Raw genomic sequence first — 13,483 nt, forward strand, 5'->3', positions numbered from 1 at the left:
CTCGGTATGGATGCCGCAGGAGAACGCCCCCAAGGGCACAAATATTTCCGAAGGAATCAACAGGCTGACTCATTGCGATGCCCCCGGGCATCGCAGCAGCTTGCCCGTCGCGGCAGCCACAACCCGCTCCGGCACCGCGACCACAGCCAACCCATGAAACTGACTACCCATCAGCCAAGTCAGCATTAGGTCAGCATTAATACCCGCAAAGAGTGTCCCTGAGTGTCGAAGCCTGATGAAGCCTCGCAACCCAAAAAACCCACTCTGACCTGCTGCGATGCAGCTCAAAGGGCACTCCCTGCTACGCTACCCAACGTTGGTCACGTGATCAGGCTGTGACCGCTCGTTCGACCAACGTCAGCGCCTGGTGCGGGAGTTCCGCGCGGTGCTCGTCGGCGCCGCTCAGCCAGTGGACCCGGGGGTCCCGGCGGAACCAGGAGTCCTGGCGGCGCGCGAAGCGTTTGGTGGCGCGCACGGTCTCGGTGCGCGCCTCCTCCTCGGTGCACTCCCCCGCCAGCACCGCGAGCACCTGCTGGTACCCGAGTGCGCGTGCCGCCGTTCGCCCCTCCCGCAGGCCGCGCGCCTCCAGCGTGCGCACCTCCTCCACAAGCCCCGCCTCCCACATGCGGTCCACGCGTGCGGCGATGCGTGCGTCGAGCTCGGGGCGGGCGACATCGACGCCGATCTGGACGGTGTCGTACACCGACTCGTGGCCGGGGAGATTGGCCGTGTAGGGCCGGCCGGTGATTTCGATCACTTCGAGGGCGCGGACGATGCGGCGGCCGTTGCTCGGCAGGATCGCGCGCCCGGCGGCGGGGTCGGCGGCGGCGAGGCGCGCGTGCAGCGCACCCGGGCCGCGCAGCGTCACCTCTTCCTCCAGGCGGGCCCGCACGGCGGGGTCGGTGCCGGGGAAGTCCAGAGCGTCGATCGCCCCGCGTACGTACAGGCCCGAGCCGCCGACCAGGACGGGTGTACGGCCCTCGGCGAGCAGCCGGTCGATGTGCACACGGGCGAGCCGCTGGTACTCGGCGACACTCGCCGCCTCGATGACGTCCCAGATGTCGAGGAGCTGGTGCGGGACTCCGTCACGCTCTTCGGGCGTCAGCTTGGCGGTGCCGATGTCCATCCCCCGATAGAGCTGCATGGAGTCCGCGTTGACGACCTCGCCGTCGAAATGCTGGGCCAGGGCGACACCCAGATCGGATTTTCCGGCCGCTGTGGGGCCGACAACGGCGATGACCCGCGGGGCAGTAGCTGCAGTACTCACTGCCCCAGTCTCGCAAACCCGTGGACACATCCCCGAACGAGCTACGTGACGACGCGCGGGCGGGGTCGTTGCCTGTTGCGAGGTTCCGACCGCCGGTTTCCGGACCGGTTCCCCCGGGCGACGCAATGAGACGCTCCGGGCGGCGCGGAATTTCGCCCACACGAGTAACGTATGGAGTAGACATGGGCGTTTTTGCACGATTTCGCCGTAAGTCCAAGGATGCCGTCGAAGGCGCAGCCGAGGAGGCGCAGGCCGCCACTCTGACGGCCAATCCCGCGGAGGAAGCCGAAGCGCAGAGCAAGGAAGTCGCGGCCGAGAGGACCGCGGAGGCTTCCGAGCCCGCCGAGCCGGCCACCGCCGCCGAGAGCGTGGAGATCCCCAAGCAGCAGTCGGTGGAGGAAGCGGCGGACAATGGGGCCGGCGAGAGCGCTCGTAAGTAGTCCCCCGAAGAGCGAAGGTGATCCATGGGCTTCCTGGATTCGTTGAAGGCCAAGCTTGCTCCTGCGAAGGACAAGGTCTCCGGCCTCGCGCAACAGCACGAGGGCAAGATCGAACAGGGCCTGAGCAAGGCCGCCAAGGCGGTCGACAGCAAGACCAAGGGCAAGTACAGCAGCCAGATCCAGTCGGGCACGGGCAAGGCCAAGGACGCCCTGGACCGCATCGCCCACAAGGACGACGGCCCCCCACCGCCCGCCGGAGGCACCAAGCCCCCGACTTCTTCCTGACGGGCTGACGCAACGATGGCGGATTGACGGACCGGGCCGCGGACAGCGGTCCGGCGGGTCGGTCCGGCTGATCAACGGTGGACGGCCGTGGAGCGCACGCGCTCGACGGCCGTCCCCGTGTCCGCCCTCGCCGCCCCTGCCCGCCCTACGACCAGGCGGCGACGAAATACCCCACGCCGTACGGAGCCTCCTCGTACAGCAGCGCGCCGCCCAGCCCCGCACCTTGCGCGGCGCCCGCGAGGACCTGCCAGGGCGCCCGGCCCGCCACCTTGAGTTCGTACGCCGACTGCTCGTCCAGCGCCAGCAGAGCGGTCGTGTCGGCCGCGCCCAACGCACGGGCCGCCGCCGCGTCGAAGTGCACGGCCCGCCCGTCCAAGTAGCCGGGGGCCTTGAGCGTCCGGCAGGCACTGCCGTCACCCATCACCAGCAGCGCGACCCGCCCTGCCTCCGAGGCGAGCTCCCGGCCCGCCCGGGCGCACCGCTCACCGGCCAGCCGCTCCCCGACGCCGAGCCCGCGGACCGGGGCGGCGGCCCAGTCCGTGCGGTCGAGGAGCCAGGCGGCCACCGCGAGGGACGGCGGAAGCTCGCGCTCCCGGGCGCCGTCGTCGCCCGCCGGGCCGAGCCGCACCTCCAGATCCACGCCGAAGCCGCCGAAGCCGCCGCCCGCGCCCTGCGGGTGGCTTCCTGTGCCGTCCTGCCCGGCGGGCCCGACCACGACGAGCAGGTCGGGGCGCGAGGCCGCCACTACCCCCAGGGCGTCGCTACAGGCGGCCCGTGCGGCGTCGAGTTCCGGGGCGGCGCCCGCGGCGACCTCGGGCACGAGAAGCGGCGGACAGGGGCATACAGCGGCGGCGACAAGCATGTCCGGCAGCCTAATCCAGCTGATCGAACCGGCGGCGGCGACCGCCGACAACCACCGACTGCCGCGGCGCTACTGCCAGAGGGTCTTGGGCTCGTCGGCCGGCCCCGAGTCCCACTCCAGCTCGCACACCATGAAGCGGTACGGGAAGGACTGGCCGAGTGCCCCGTCGCAGATCAGCGCCCAGCCGTCCACCGTCCGGTAGATCCGGGTGCGCTTGGGCTTCGTCGGATTGCTCGGCCGGTACAGCCGCACCAGCTCCCGCAGCTGCGCCTCGGCGCTCTCCCGTGTGCCGTCCACGGTGGCGAGCAGTTCCATCGGTTTGTACTCGCCGTGCCACGCCGGGTTGTCCAACAGCAGTCCCCAGCGCGCCATGCCGCTCCCCCGTGATGTGTGCTGCTCCGTCGTGACCCGCTACGACCCCGCCGCGATGGTCAGTTGCTGCCGCAGCCGCCCGTGACCGCGGGCAGCGGCTCGGGCGCTCCGACGGACGGCAGTCCAAGCATCACGCCGACCGGCTTGGCGGCGGCGAGCGTGTTGCGCTTCTCCCAGGCGTCGCCGGCGCGGGTGCGCCGTACGCCCTTGGTCTCGCCCTCGGCCAGCAGGTGGTGCGGCGCCGCGTAGGTGATCTCGACCGTGGCGACATCACCGGGGCGCACCTCGCCGTCGGGCTTGGTGAAGTGCACCAGACGGTTGTCGGGGGCACGGCCGGAGAGGCGGTGCGTGGCACCGTCCTTGCGGCCCTCGCCCTCGGCGACCATGACGTCCAGGGTCCGGCCGACCTGCTTCTTGTTCTCCTCCCAGGAGATCTCCTCCTGGAGGGCGACCAGCCGCATGTAGCGCTCCTGGACGACCTCCTTGGGGACCTGGCCCTCCATGGTGGCGGCCGGGGTTCCGGGGCGCTTGGAGTACTGGAAGGTGTAGGCCTGCGCGAAGCGTGCCTCGCGCGCCACGTGCATGGTCTGCTCGAAGTCCGCCTCGGTCTCGCCGGGGAAGCCCACGATGATGTCGGTGGAGATGGCGGCGTGCGGCATGGCGGCGCGCACCTTGTCGATGATCCCCAGGAAGCGGTCCTGCCGGTACGAGCGGCGCATCGCCTTGAGGACCGTGTCCGAGCCCGACTGCAACGGCATGTGCAGCTGCGGCATCACGTTCGGCGTCTCGGCCATCGCCGCGATCACGTCGTCCGTGAAGTCGCGGGGGTGCGGCGAGGTGAAACGGACCCGCTCAAGCCCCTCGATGCGCCCACAGGCGCGCAGCAGCTTGCTGAACGCCTCGCGGTCGCCGATGTCGGAGCCGTACGCGTTCACGTTCTGTCCGAGCAGGGTGATCTCGGAGACGCCCTCGGCGACCAGTGCGTCGATCTCGGCGAGGATGTCGCCGGTCCTGCGGTCCTTCTCCTTGCCGCGCAGCGCGGGGACGATGCAGAAGGTGCAGGTGTTGTTGCACCCGACGGAGATGGAGACCCAGGCGGCGTACGCGCTCTCGCGCCGCGTCGGCAGCGTGGAGGGGAAAGCCTCCAGCGACTCCGCGATCTCGACCTGCGCCTCTTCCTGGATACGGGCGCGCTCCAGCAGCACCGGCAGCTTGCCGATGTTGTGCGTACCGAAGACGACATCGACCCAGGGCGCCTTCTTGACGATGGTGTCGCGGTCCTTCTGCGCCAGACAGCCGCCGACGGCGATCTGCATGCCGGGCCGCTTCGTCTTCATCGGCGCGAGCCTGCCGAGGTTGCCGTACAGCTTGTTGTCGGCGTTCTCACGGACCGCGCAGGTGTTGAAGACGACGACATCGGCGTCGAACTCCGCCGTGCCCTCGGGCGCGCGGACATAGCCCGCGCCCTCCAGCAGGCCGGAAAGCCGCTCGGAGTCGTGGACGTTCATCTGGCACCCGTAAGTGCGCACCTCATATGTCTTCTCGCTCATCTCGCTCACCAGGGTACGGGGCCTCGTACCCCCTGGTCCTCCAGGGCACTGAACTGGCAGGATCGCGCGCATGCTCCAGGCCCTCCCCCGTATCAGCCGCCGCCGCGCCCTTCAGGGCTCCGCCGCCGCGCTTGTGGTGTTCGGGCTGCTGATGTGGTGGCTCCTGCCGATCGGGGAGTCCGAGCCGCGCGGGAGGATCACCTTCAGCACGGGCGTCACGACCGGGGTCTACCAGCGCTACGGCGAGCTCCTGGACACGGCCCTGGCACACGATCTGCCGGACGTGGACATGCGGCTGCGGACCAGCGAGGGCTCGCAGCAGAACCTGGCGCGGGTGGCCAGTGGTGAGGCCGACTTCACCATCGCCACCGCGGACGCCGTCGCGAAGTATCTGCAGGACGGGATGCCGGGCGCGGAGCTGCTGCGCAGCTGTGCGCGGCTGTACGACGACTACGTACAGCTCGTCGTGCCCAAGGGCTCCAAGGTGCGCTCCGCCGCCGACCTGCGCGACAAGCGGGTCGCCGTGGGGCAGGACGGCTCGGGCGTGCGCCTGGTGTCGAACCAGCTGTTGACGGCCGCCGGGCTCGATCCCCACTTGGACATCACCCCGGTGTCCGCCGGTATCGACACCATGCCGGGGCTGCTTGAGGACGGTGACATCGACGCCTTCTTCTGGTCGGGCGGCCTGCCCACCAGCGCGGTCAGGGACCTGTCGAAGCGGTTCGAGATCCGGCTCGTCCCGCTGGGCGAGCTGGTCGACAAGCTGCACGCGGCGGGCGGCAGCACCCGCCACTACCGGTCGGCCGTGATGCCTGCCGACGCGTATCGCAATGCCCAGGACGGGGAGGCCGTGCCGACGGTGGCGGTCGCGAACCTGCTGGTGACCACGGAGCTGATGGACGCGTCACTGACCGAGGGCCTGACCCGCACGGTGATAGGGAGCCGCGACCGGATCGGCAATCAGGTGCACGCGGCGCAGCTGGTGGATCTGCGTTCCGCGATCTATACGGACCCGCTGCCGCTGCACGAAGGGGCGCAGCGCTACTACCGCTCGGTCAAGCCGTAGCACCCGGTCACCGCGCGGACCGTTCCGGCAGGGACGTGGGGGACGTGCGCGGGACCGTGATGGTCACGCGCAGGCCGTGAGGGGCGTTCTGGGCGTACGTGAGCCCGCCGCCGCCGGCCGTCAGCAGGGCCCGCGAAATGGACAGGCCGAGACCGGAGCCCTTGATGTTCTGGTGGCGGTTGCTGCGCCAGAAGCGGTCTCCGATGCGGGACAGCTCGTCCCCATTGAGGCCGGGGCCTTCGTCGGCGACGTCGACCGTGCAGTGCTCGCCGTTCGACGTGACGGTGACCTGGACCGCCTCGCCCTCGGGCGTGAACTTCAGGGCGTTGTCGAGCAGCGCGTCCAGGACGCTGGAGAGCGCGACGGAGTCGCCCCAGGCGGTGACGGCGGTGGAGCCCCGCTGGAGGAGGCTCACCCCCTTGTCGTCCGCGAGGGGCCGCCAGGCGGCGACCCGCTCGGCGGTCAGCGCGCCGAGGTCGATCAACCGCAGGTCGGCGGAGGCGTGCTCGGCCAGCGCCAGGCCCAGCAGGTCGTCGAGTACCTGGGCGAAACGCTTGCCCTCCGTACGGACGGAGGCGATCTCCTCGTTGTCCTCGGGAAGCTCAAGGGCGAGCAGCTCGATGCGCAGCAGGAGGGCGGCCAGCGGATTGCGCAGCTGGTGGGAGGCGTCGGCCACGAAGGCCCGCTGCTGCTCCAGCACGTCCTCGACGTTGTCCGCCATCTCGTTGAACGAGCGGGCCAGCCGCCTGAGTTCCGGCGGGCCGCCCCCCGCCGCAACCCGGGAGTTCATCAGCCCGGTCGCGATGTCGTGGGTGGCCGCGTCCAGGACGCGTACGGGCCGGAGCACCCAGCCGGTGAGCCGGACGGCGGCGCCGAGCGCGACGAGCATCGCCGCGCACTCGCCGGCCGCGATCAGCAGCCAGCCCTGGAGGATCTGCGAACGCATCTGTCCGGTCGGTGAATCGGTGACCACCACGGCGACCACGTCACCGTCCCGCACCACCGGCGACGCGACGACCAGCCGCCCGTTCTGCCAGGGCCAGACCTGCTGTGGATCGTGGCTGCGGCGCTTGTACAGCGCCTCCTGGAAGGCGTCTCGGCCCTCACCCGACTTGGGGACGGCCCAGTCCGCGGGGGCGCTGGCCATGTCCTCGCCCTCCCGGTAGAAGACCCCTGCCTTGATCCCGTACACCCCGCTGTAACTGGCGAGTTCGGTCTCCAGGGTCCTGCGCCGCTCGTCCTCGCCGCTCGTGTCGCGTTCGGTCTTCTTGCGTTCGGTGACGAACTGGGCGAGCGCCGCGAACCGCGCCGTGTCGTCGATCCGGTCGACGACCACCCGCTGCTGCTGCGCCGCGGCCACGCTCACCGCGAGCGGGAAGCCGAGCGCGAGGAGGATGCCCGCGAGGAGCACGATGAGCAGCGGGAGGAGGCGGGTACGCACGTGGAACTACGGTCCTTGCAGCGCGGGCGGCACGACGAGCCGGTAGCCGACTCCACGCACCGTCTCGATGAGGGCGGGCATCCGCAGCTTGGAGCGCAGCGACGCCACATGAACCTCCAGTGTGCGGCCCGTTCCCTCCCAGCTCGTGCGCCACACCTCGCTGATGATCTGCTCACGCCGGAAGACAACGCCGGGGCGCTGGGCGAGGAGCGCGAGCAGGTCGAACTCCTTGCGGGTCAGCTGTACGTCCGTTCCGTCGACGGTGACCCGGCGGGTGGGCAGTTCGATCCGTACGGGGCCGAGCGCGAGGGCGCTGTCGGCGCCCACGGGGGGCGCGTCGCCGCTCGTCGTGCGCCGGCTGACGGCGTGGATACGGGCGAGCAGCTCACCGGTGTCGTACGGCTTGACGACGTAGTCGTCGGCGCCGAGGTTGAGGCCGTGGATCCGGGAGCGTACGTCGGCCCGCGCGGTCACCATGATCACCGGGGTGGCGGTGCGCTTGCGGATCTTGCCGCACACCTCGTAGCCGTCCTGGTCGGGCAGCCCGAGATCGAGCAGCACGACCCCGAAGGGCTCCTTGCCTGCCGGCAGCAGTGCCTGGAGGGCCTCCTCGCCGCTGCGGGCGTGGACGACCTCGAATCCGTGTCGGGCGAGGATGGCGGCGAGGGCCCCAGCGACGTGGGCGTCGTCCTCGACGAGCAGCAGTCTCATGGCCCCCCTCCGGAGAATCGGTCGTTTTGGTCTCGCTGCATCCACGCCGATGCGTCACACTTCAGTCAAGGCACTTCCCGTTACGCACATGTTCCGTTATGGACCCGGTATCCCCCGACCTCATCCTGTTTTGTCCTGTCGAAGCCGGATCGTAATGCTCAATTTCCGCTCAGATGTAATGACGCTGGTCGCAGCGGGTGACTAGGGTCCTCCCAACCGAGGAGGACGGAGCAAGAAGCCGATGAGCGGAGTTTCAGTGACCAAGGCCGCCGAAGACGCTGCACCAGCAGCCGACGACCTGGTCGTGCTGAGCAACGTCAACAAGCACTTCGGCGCGCTGCATGTGCTCCAGGACATCGATCTGACCGTCGCCCGTGGCGAGGTCGTGGTCGTCATCGGACCCTCTGGGTCCGGCAAGTCCACGCTGTGCCGCACCGTCAACCGCCTGGAGACGATCGACTCGGGCACGATCACCATCGACGGCAAGGCCCTGCCCCAGGAGGGCAAGGAGCTCGCCCGCCTGCGTGCCGATGTCGGCATGGTCTTCCAGTCTTTCAATCTCTTCGCACACAAGACGGTGCTGGAGAACGTCACGCTGGGCCAGATCAAGGTCCGCAAGATGGACAAGAAGGCCGCGGAGGACCAGGCACGCACCCTGCTCGACCGGGTGGGTGTGGGTTCCCAGGCGGACAAGTACCCGGCGCAGCTCTCCGGGGGCCAGCAACAACGCGTCGCGATCGCGCGGGCACTGGCGATGGACCCCAAGGTCATGCTCTTCGACGAGCCCACTTCGGCGCTCGACCCCGAGATGATCAACGAGGTGCTGGAGGTCATGCAACAGCTGGCTCGCGACGGGATGACGATGGTGGTCGTCACGCACGAGATGGGCTTCGCGCGGTCGGCCGCCAACCGGGTCGTCTTCATGTCCGACGGCAAGATCGTCGAAGAGGCCACGCCCGACCAGTTCTTCAGCAACCCGCGCAGCGACCGGGCCAAGGACTTCCTGTCGAAGATCCTTCACCACTGACGACCAACGACCACGACATAAGGATGTTCACGATGAGGCTCCGCAAATCGGCCGCTGTCGCCATTGCTGTGCTCGCGCTGACCGCCACCGCCTGTGGTGGCGAGTCCGGGACCGCGGGCGACACGCCCAAGGACCCGGCCGGTGGCAAGGAAGCCCCCAAGCTTCCGACGTACACCGTCGCCAAGGACGTCAAGATCGACTCCCCGGTCCTGAAGAAGGCCAAGGCGGCCGGCAAGATCACCATCGGCGCCAAGAACGACCAGCCCTTCCTCGGCTTCGAGGACACGGACGGCAAGCGCTCCGGCTTCGACGTCGAGATCGCCAAGATGGTCGCCGCCGACCTCGGCTTCTCGCCCGACCAGATCACCTTCAAGACGGTCGACTCCGGTGTCCGTGAGACGACCATCTCCAAGGGCGACGTGGACCTCTACGTCGGTACGTACACGATCAACGACGAGCGCAAGAAGCAGGTCGGCTTCGCCGGTCCGTACTTCATGGCGGGCGCCGATCTCCTGGTCCGCAAGGACGAGACCTCGATCAACAGCTCCGAGGACCTCAAGGGCAAGAAGGTCTGCTCCATCGTCGGCTCCACTCCCCTCCAGGAGATCAAGAAGCCGAAGTACGGCGCGAAGACCGTCGAGCTGTCGAAGTACTCCGAGTGCGTGCAGCAGCTCATCAACAACGAGGTCGACGCGGTCACGACCGACGACGCGATCCTCAAGGGCTACGCCGCCCAGCGCCCGACGAAGCTCAAGGTGGTCGGCAAGCCGTTCACCGAGGAGCCCTACGGCATCGGCATGAGCAAGGACGACAAGGCGCTCCGCGACGCGGTCAACAACTCGCTTGAGGCGCACCTGAAGAACGGCAACTACAAGAAGGCGTACGACGCGACGCTCGGTCTCTCGGGCTCGGCGTTCTCCGAGCCGCCGGCGCTCGAGCGCTACTGACAGCGCCGCCTTCCGGCGACCTACCGGGCCCCGTACGCGCTTGAGGGGAGCGTACGGGGCGTGGTGCCCCCTGCCCGTCCGCTGCCGCCCACGAGGACTTCCCCGTGAATGTATTGCTAGACCACTTGCCGGAGTTCCGTGACGGCTTCATAGGAACCGTTCTGCTGACCGCCGCCAGTGCGCTGTTCGCGATGGTACTGGGCGTTGTCATGGCCGGTTTCCGTGTTTCTCCCGTACCGCCCTTGAGGTTCTTCGGCACCGCCTGGGTCACGCTCTTCCGTAACACTCCGCTGACGCTGCTGTTCCTCGTCGTCTGGTTCGTGGTGCCGGCCGTTTTCGGTACCGGCATGAACCCGTGGGTCAAGGGCCTGCTCGCGCTCAGCTGCTACACGTCCGCCTTCGTCTGTGAGGCCGTCAGGTCCGGCGTCAGCACCGTGTCGCTCGGCCAGGCCGAGGCGGCCAGGTCGCTGGGCATGACGTTCTTCCAGACCTTGCGCATGATCATCCTGCCCCAGGCGACCCGCACCGTGGTCGCGCCGCTGAGCAGCATCTTCATCGCGCTCACCAAGAACTCGGCGATCGCGGGAGCGTTCAGTGTCACCGAGCTCTTCGGTGTGCAGAAGATGCTGAGCGACCAGGGCTTCGCCATCGCCCCGATCTTCCTCTGGGTGGCTCTCGCCTACCTGATCATCACCTTCACCATCAGCGGTCTCTTCCGGCTGCTCGAGCGGCGCCTGGAGGTCGCACGATGAGTTCGAGCGTCCTGTATGACGCCCCGGGTCCCAAAGCCCGGGTACGTAACCGCATCTACAGCGCGGTCGGGTCCCTCCTGGTGGTCGGACTGATCGCCTTCGCGATCTTCCGGCTCGCCGACCGGGGCTACCTCGCGCCCGAGATGTGGAACATCTTCAACAACACCGGCGTCCGGACGAGGATCGCCGAAGGCATCCTGTCCACCGTGCAGGTCTTCGCGGTGGCAGCGGTGCTGTCGCTGGTGCTCGGTGTCCTGCTGGCCGTGGCGCGGCTCTCCGACCACCGGGCGGTGAGCGCGGTGGCCACCGGGTTCATCGAGCTGTTCCGGGCCGTCCCGCTGCTGATCACCATCTACGCGCTGTGGGTTCTCTTCCTGACCTACAAGAGCAACCTGGGGTTCATCGGCGAGAGTTCGGCCTACTGGGCCCTGGTCATCGGACTCAGCGTCTACAACGCGTGCGTCCAGGCCGAAGTTCTCAGGGCCGGTATCAACGCCGTGCCCAAGGGACAGGTCGAGGCCGCATACGCACTGGGTCTGCGCAAGTCGCAGGTCATGACGATGCTGCTGATACCGCAGGCAGTGCGCTCCATGCTGCCGACGATCATCAGCCAGCTGGTGGTGACCCTCAAGGACACCTCGCTCGGCTACATCATCACGTACGCGGAGCTGCTGTTCGCGGCCCGCAGGTTGGCCAACAACATCATCGTCAACGACGAGAGCCCGTACGTTCCCGTGGTCATCGTCGTCGGCACCATCTACGTCGCGATGTGCCTTGCACTGTCCTCACTGGCCACTTGGCTGGAGAAGCGCGGCCGCCGGGCCAAGACCGGCATCACGCCGGCCGCGGCGGCCGAGCCACTGGAGGCGCCCGGTGTGCTCGACGCATCCGGGGGTCCGCTCGGGCCGCACGCCAAGGGCGGGGCCGCCGATCCCGACGGGCCTGCCGACAAGAAGAACTGACGATACGTAAGGCAGCGGCCCCGCGCCGCTGCCTTACATCACTTGACGCAAGCACTCGCAGTGGGTTGCATACGTTCTGTGATCGTGCACCGGGTTCAAACTGCCACTTCCCGCAAGTCCGTACGGACCGGAGGGGACGCGCCGTGGACCCGGTGATCGTCGTTGGTGCCGGTCCCGTCGGACTGGCACTGTCCCTGGCGCTCGCCGCCCAGGGCGTCCCCTCCGTCGTACTCGACGAGGGCTCCGGCAAAGAAGAAGTGCGTACGGCCCGTACAGCCGTCCTGCGGCCGGACACCGCCGAGCTGGTGGAGCGGCTCGGTTGCGCCGCCGTCCGTGACGAGGGGGCCCTCTGGGCCGGCTGGCGGTCCATGCGGCGCAAGCAGGACATCAGGTATCTCTCCCTCGGCGAGGACGGCGACCCGCCCGCTCCGCTGCATCTGCCGCAGCACGCGCTCACCAACGGTCTGCGGGACGCCGCCGACGAACAGGAGCTCGTACGGATCGTCACGCACAGTCGTCTCGACACCGTCGAGCAGGACGCCGACGGCATCACCGCGCACACCCGGGAACCCGGCTCCACCTGGTGGCGCGGCAGTTTCCTGGTCGGCTGCGACGGCGCCCGGTCGACGGTGCGCAAGCTCCTCGACATCCGCTTCCCGGGGCGTACAGCGGTGGAGCGGCACGCCGTGGCCGCGCTGCGCACCGAGCTGCCCTGGCCCGGCGAAGCGTTACTCCACAGGCTGCCGCCGTGGCGCACGGGCGGCGAGGAAGTGACCGCCCGGCCGCTGCCCGGCGACCTGTGGCGGCTGGACTGGCTGCTGCCGGCGCGCGGTGAGCTGGTGACACCCGAGGCCCTGGTGACACGGGTGCGGGACACCTTGGCCGGCTGGTGCGGCGAGACACCTCCGTACGACCTGATCGACACCGGTGTATACACCCTCCACCACCGGCTGGCCCGCCGCTGGCGCGTGGACAGGGCCTTCCTCGCCGGAGACGCGGCCCATCTGCTCGGCGCGCTGGGCACCCAGGGCATCGACGAGGGCCTGCGGGACATCGACAACCTGGCCTGGAAGCTGGCACAGGCCTGGCACCTGGGGGCGTCGGAGACGCTGCTCGACAGTTACCAGGCGGAGCGGCGCACCGCCGTCGCCGCCCGGCTGCGCGCCGCCGACCAGGCGCTGCCGATACTGCGCAGTGGCGGCGGCCTGCGCACGTACCTGCCGGGCACCGCACGCGGGCACGATCAGATGCTGACGGACGGACATCTGGGGCGCGGCGCGCTGGGGGCGCCACCCGAGTACACGCGCTCCCCCCTCGCACCCCCGCACGCCGAGGCGCAGACGCTCGTCGGTACGCCGCTGGGCGGACCGATCGCGGATGTCAGGGCGACGGCGACGGACGGCACGACCGTAAGGCTGCGGGACCGGCTGGGGCGCGGGCGGCTGCTGGTGACGCTGGTCGCACCGGGCACCGGCGTATGGGACCGGCGGCACTGGATGAGCGCAGGGGTGATGCCACGACTGGCCGCCGCGGTGACGGCCCTGCCCGTGACGGCCGAGCTGCTGGTCGTCGAGAGCTACCCGGGGGCGTCCGCGCACACTGTGCTGCTCGTACGGCCCGACGGGCACCTGGTCACCGCGCTCAACGGGGTGCGGCCAGCCGAGCTGCACGCGGCGGCGGACGCGGCGCGCGGAGGCGCGCCGTTCACGGCGGGCGCCCCTCCCCACGCCGACAGTACCGGCCGGACCGACCGGACTGCGGACATCAATTGACCCTCACAGGCGCACATGGTGTACTCCGA

Annotated in this window: 14 protein-coding genes; 8 read left to right on the forward strand and 6 right to left on the reverse strand. The window is 69.3% G+C overall.

What is annotated here, in order from left to right:
* Positions 1 to 328 precede the first annotated feature (328 nt).
* Entirely contained in the window at positions 329 to 1,267 is a 939-nt protein-coding gene (gene miaA / locus QMK30_RS24980) for a tRNA (adenosine(37)-N6)-dimethylallyltransferase MiaA (protein WP_283520555.1), read from the reverse strand.
* A 182-nt stretch (positions 1,268 to 1,449) separates the two neighbouring features.
* Between miaA and QMK30_RS24985 the strand changes: the two genes are divergently transcribed.
* Positions 1,450 to 1,707: a hypothetical protein gene (locus tag QMK30_RS24985; protein WP_283520556.1), complete on the forward strand. Its 258-nt coding sequence runs from the start codon at positions 1,450 to 1,452 to the stop codon at positions 1,705 to 1,707.
* Between the two features lie 24 nt (positions 1,708 to 1,731).
* A complete protein-coding gene (locus tag QMK30_RS24990) occupies positions 1,732 to 1,992 on the forward strand; it encodes an antitoxin (RefSeq protein ID WP_283520557.1) in 261 nt (86 codons plus the stop codon).
* A gap of 145 nt (positions 1,993 to 2,137) precedes the next feature.
* On the opposite strand, the gene QMK30_RS24995 is transcribed toward QMK30_RS24990, so the two are convergent.
* From QMK30_RS24995 to miaB, 3 genes are all read right to left on the reverse strand, one after another.
* Complete coding sequence (locus tag QMK30_RS24995) at positions 2,138 to 2,854, reverse strand: class III extradiol dioxygenase subunit B-like domain-containing protein (RefSeq protein ID WP_283520558.1); 717 nt, start codon at positions 2,852 to 2,854, stop codon at positions 2,138 to 2,140.
* 69 nt (positions 2,855 to 2,923) lie between these two features.
* Positions 2,924 to 3,226 carry a hypothetical protein gene (locus tag QMK30_RS25000; protein WP_283520559.1) on the reverse strand — a complete coding sequence of 101 codons (303 nt, stop codon included), beginning with the start codon at positions 3,224 to 3,226 and terminating at the stop codon, positions 2,924 to 2,926.
* Between the two features lie 59 nt (positions 3,227 to 3,285).
* Complete coding sequence (miaB, locus tag QMK30_RS25005; protein ID WP_283520560.1) at positions 3,286 to 4,776, reverse strand: tRNA (N6-isopentenyl adenosine(37)-C2)-methylthiotransferase MiaB; 1,491 nt, start codon at positions 4,774 to 4,776, stop codon at positions 3,286 to 3,288.
* A gap of 70 nt (positions 4,777 to 4,846) precedes the next feature.
* On the opposite strand from miaB, the gene QMK30_RS25010 reads away from it, so the two are divergent.
* Positions 4,847 to 5,842 (forward strand): TAXI family TRAP transporter solute-binding subunit, encoded by a 996-nt coding sequence (locus QMK30_RS25010; protein WP_283520561.1) that lies wholly within the window; start codon positions 4,847 to 4,849, stop codon positions 5,840 to 5,842.
* Positions 5,843 to 5,849: 7 nt separating this feature from the next.
* On the opposite strand, the gene QMK30_RS25015 is transcribed toward QMK30_RS25010, so the two are convergent.
* Positions 5,850 to 7,283, reverse strand: a complete 1,434-nt coding sequence (locus QMK30_RS25015) for a sensor histidine kinase (protein WP_283520562.1) — start codon at positions 7,281 to 7,283, stop codon at positions 5,850 to 5,852.
* A gap of 6 nt (positions 7,284 to 7,289) precedes the next feature.
* Positions 7,290 to 7,994 (reverse strand): response regulator transcription factor, encoded by a 705-nt coding sequence (locus QMK30_RS25020; protein ID WP_283520563.1) that lies wholly within the window; start codon positions 7,992 to 7,994, stop codon positions 7,290 to 7,292.
* A gap of 241 nt (positions 7,995 to 8,235) precedes the next feature.
* On the opposite strand from QMK30_RS25020, the gene QMK30_RS25025 reads away from it, so the two are divergent.
* From QMK30_RS25025 to QMK30_RS25045, 5 genes are all read left to right on the forward strand, one after another.
* Positions 8,236 to 9,021, forward strand: coding sequence for an amino acid ABC transporter ATP-binding protein (locus QMK30_RS25025; protein ID WP_283520564.1), 786 nt, complete (start codon positions 8,236 to 8,238; stop codon positions 9,019 to 9,021).
* A gap of 32 nt (positions 9,022 to 9,053) precedes the next feature.
* Complete coding sequence (locus QMK30_RS25030) at positions 9,054 to 9,968, forward strand: glutamate ABC transporter substrate-binding protein (RefSeq protein ID WP_283520565.1); 915 nt, start codon at positions 9,054 to 9,056, stop codon at positions 9,966 to 9,968.
* 104 nt (positions 9,969 to 10,072) lie between these two features.
* Positions 10,073 to 10,720, forward strand: a complete 648-nt coding sequence (locus QMK30_RS25035) for an amino acid ABC transporter permease (protein ID WP_283520566.1) — start codon at positions 10,073 to 10,075, stop codon at positions 10,718 to 10,720.
* Positions 10,717 to 11,682, forward strand: a complete 966-nt coding sequence (locus QMK30_RS25040) for an amino acid ABC transporter permease (RefSeq protein ID WP_283520567.1) — start codon at positions 10,717 to 10,719, stop codon at positions 11,680 to 11,682. The genes QMK30_RS25035 and QMK30_RS25040 overlap by 4 nt, the downstream gene beginning before the upstream one ends.
* Positions 11,683 to 11,825: 143 nt before the next feature.
* Positions 11,826 to 13,454, forward strand: a complete 1,629-nt coding sequence (locus QMK30_RS25045) for an FAD-dependent monooxygenase (RefSeq protein WP_283520568.1) — start codon at positions 11,826 to 11,828, stop codon at positions 13,452 to 13,454.
* Positions 13,455 to 13,483: the final 29 nt, after the last annotated feature.

Source organism: Streptomyces sp. H27-C3, from assembly GCF_030063415.1.
Lineage (GTDB): Bacteria > Actinomycetota > Actinomycetes > Streptomycetales > Streptomycetaceae > Streptomyces.

Coding starts and splice junctions, on each gene's coding strand:
- QMK30_RS24985 (WP_283520556.1), top strand. CDS start 1,450: ATGGGCGTTTTTGCACGATTTCGCCGTAAGTCCAAGGATGCCGTCGAA.
- QMK30_RS24990 (WP_283520557.1), top strand. CDS start 1,732: ATGGGCTTCCTGGATTCGTTGAAGGCCAAGCTTGCTCCTGCGAAGGAC.
- QMK30_RS24995 (WP_283520558.1), bottom strand. CDS start 2,854: ATGCTTGTCGCCGCCGCTGTATGCCCCTGTCCGCCGCTTCTCGTGCCC.
- QMK30_RS25000 (WP_283520559.1), bottom strand. CDS start 3,226: ATGGCGCGCTGGGGACTGCTGTTGGACAACCCGGCGTGGCACGGCGAG.
- miaB (WP_283520560.1), bottom strand. CDS start 4,776: ATGAGCGAGAAGACATATGAGGTGCGCACTTACGGGTGCCAGATGAAC.
- QMK30_RS25010 (WP_283520561.1), top strand. CDS start 4,847: ATGCTCCAGGCCCTCCCCCGTATCAGCCGCCGCCGCGCCCTTCAGGGC.
- QMK30_RS25020 (WP_283520563.1), bottom strand. CDS start 7,994: ATGAGACTGCTGCTCGTCGAGGACGACGCCCACGTCGCTGGGGCCCTC.
- QMK30_RS25025 (WP_283520564.1), top strand. CDS start 8,236: ATGAGCGGAGTTTCAGTGACCAAGGCCGCCGAAGACGCTGCACCAGCA.
- QMK30_RS25030 (WP_283520565.1), top strand. CDS start 9,054: ATGAGGCTCCGCAAATCGGCCGCTGTCGCCATTGCTGTGCTCGCGCTG.
- QMK30_RS25040 (WP_283520567.1), top strand. CDS start 10,717: ATGAGTTCGAGCGTCCTGTATGACGCCCCGGGTCCCAAAGCCCGGGTA.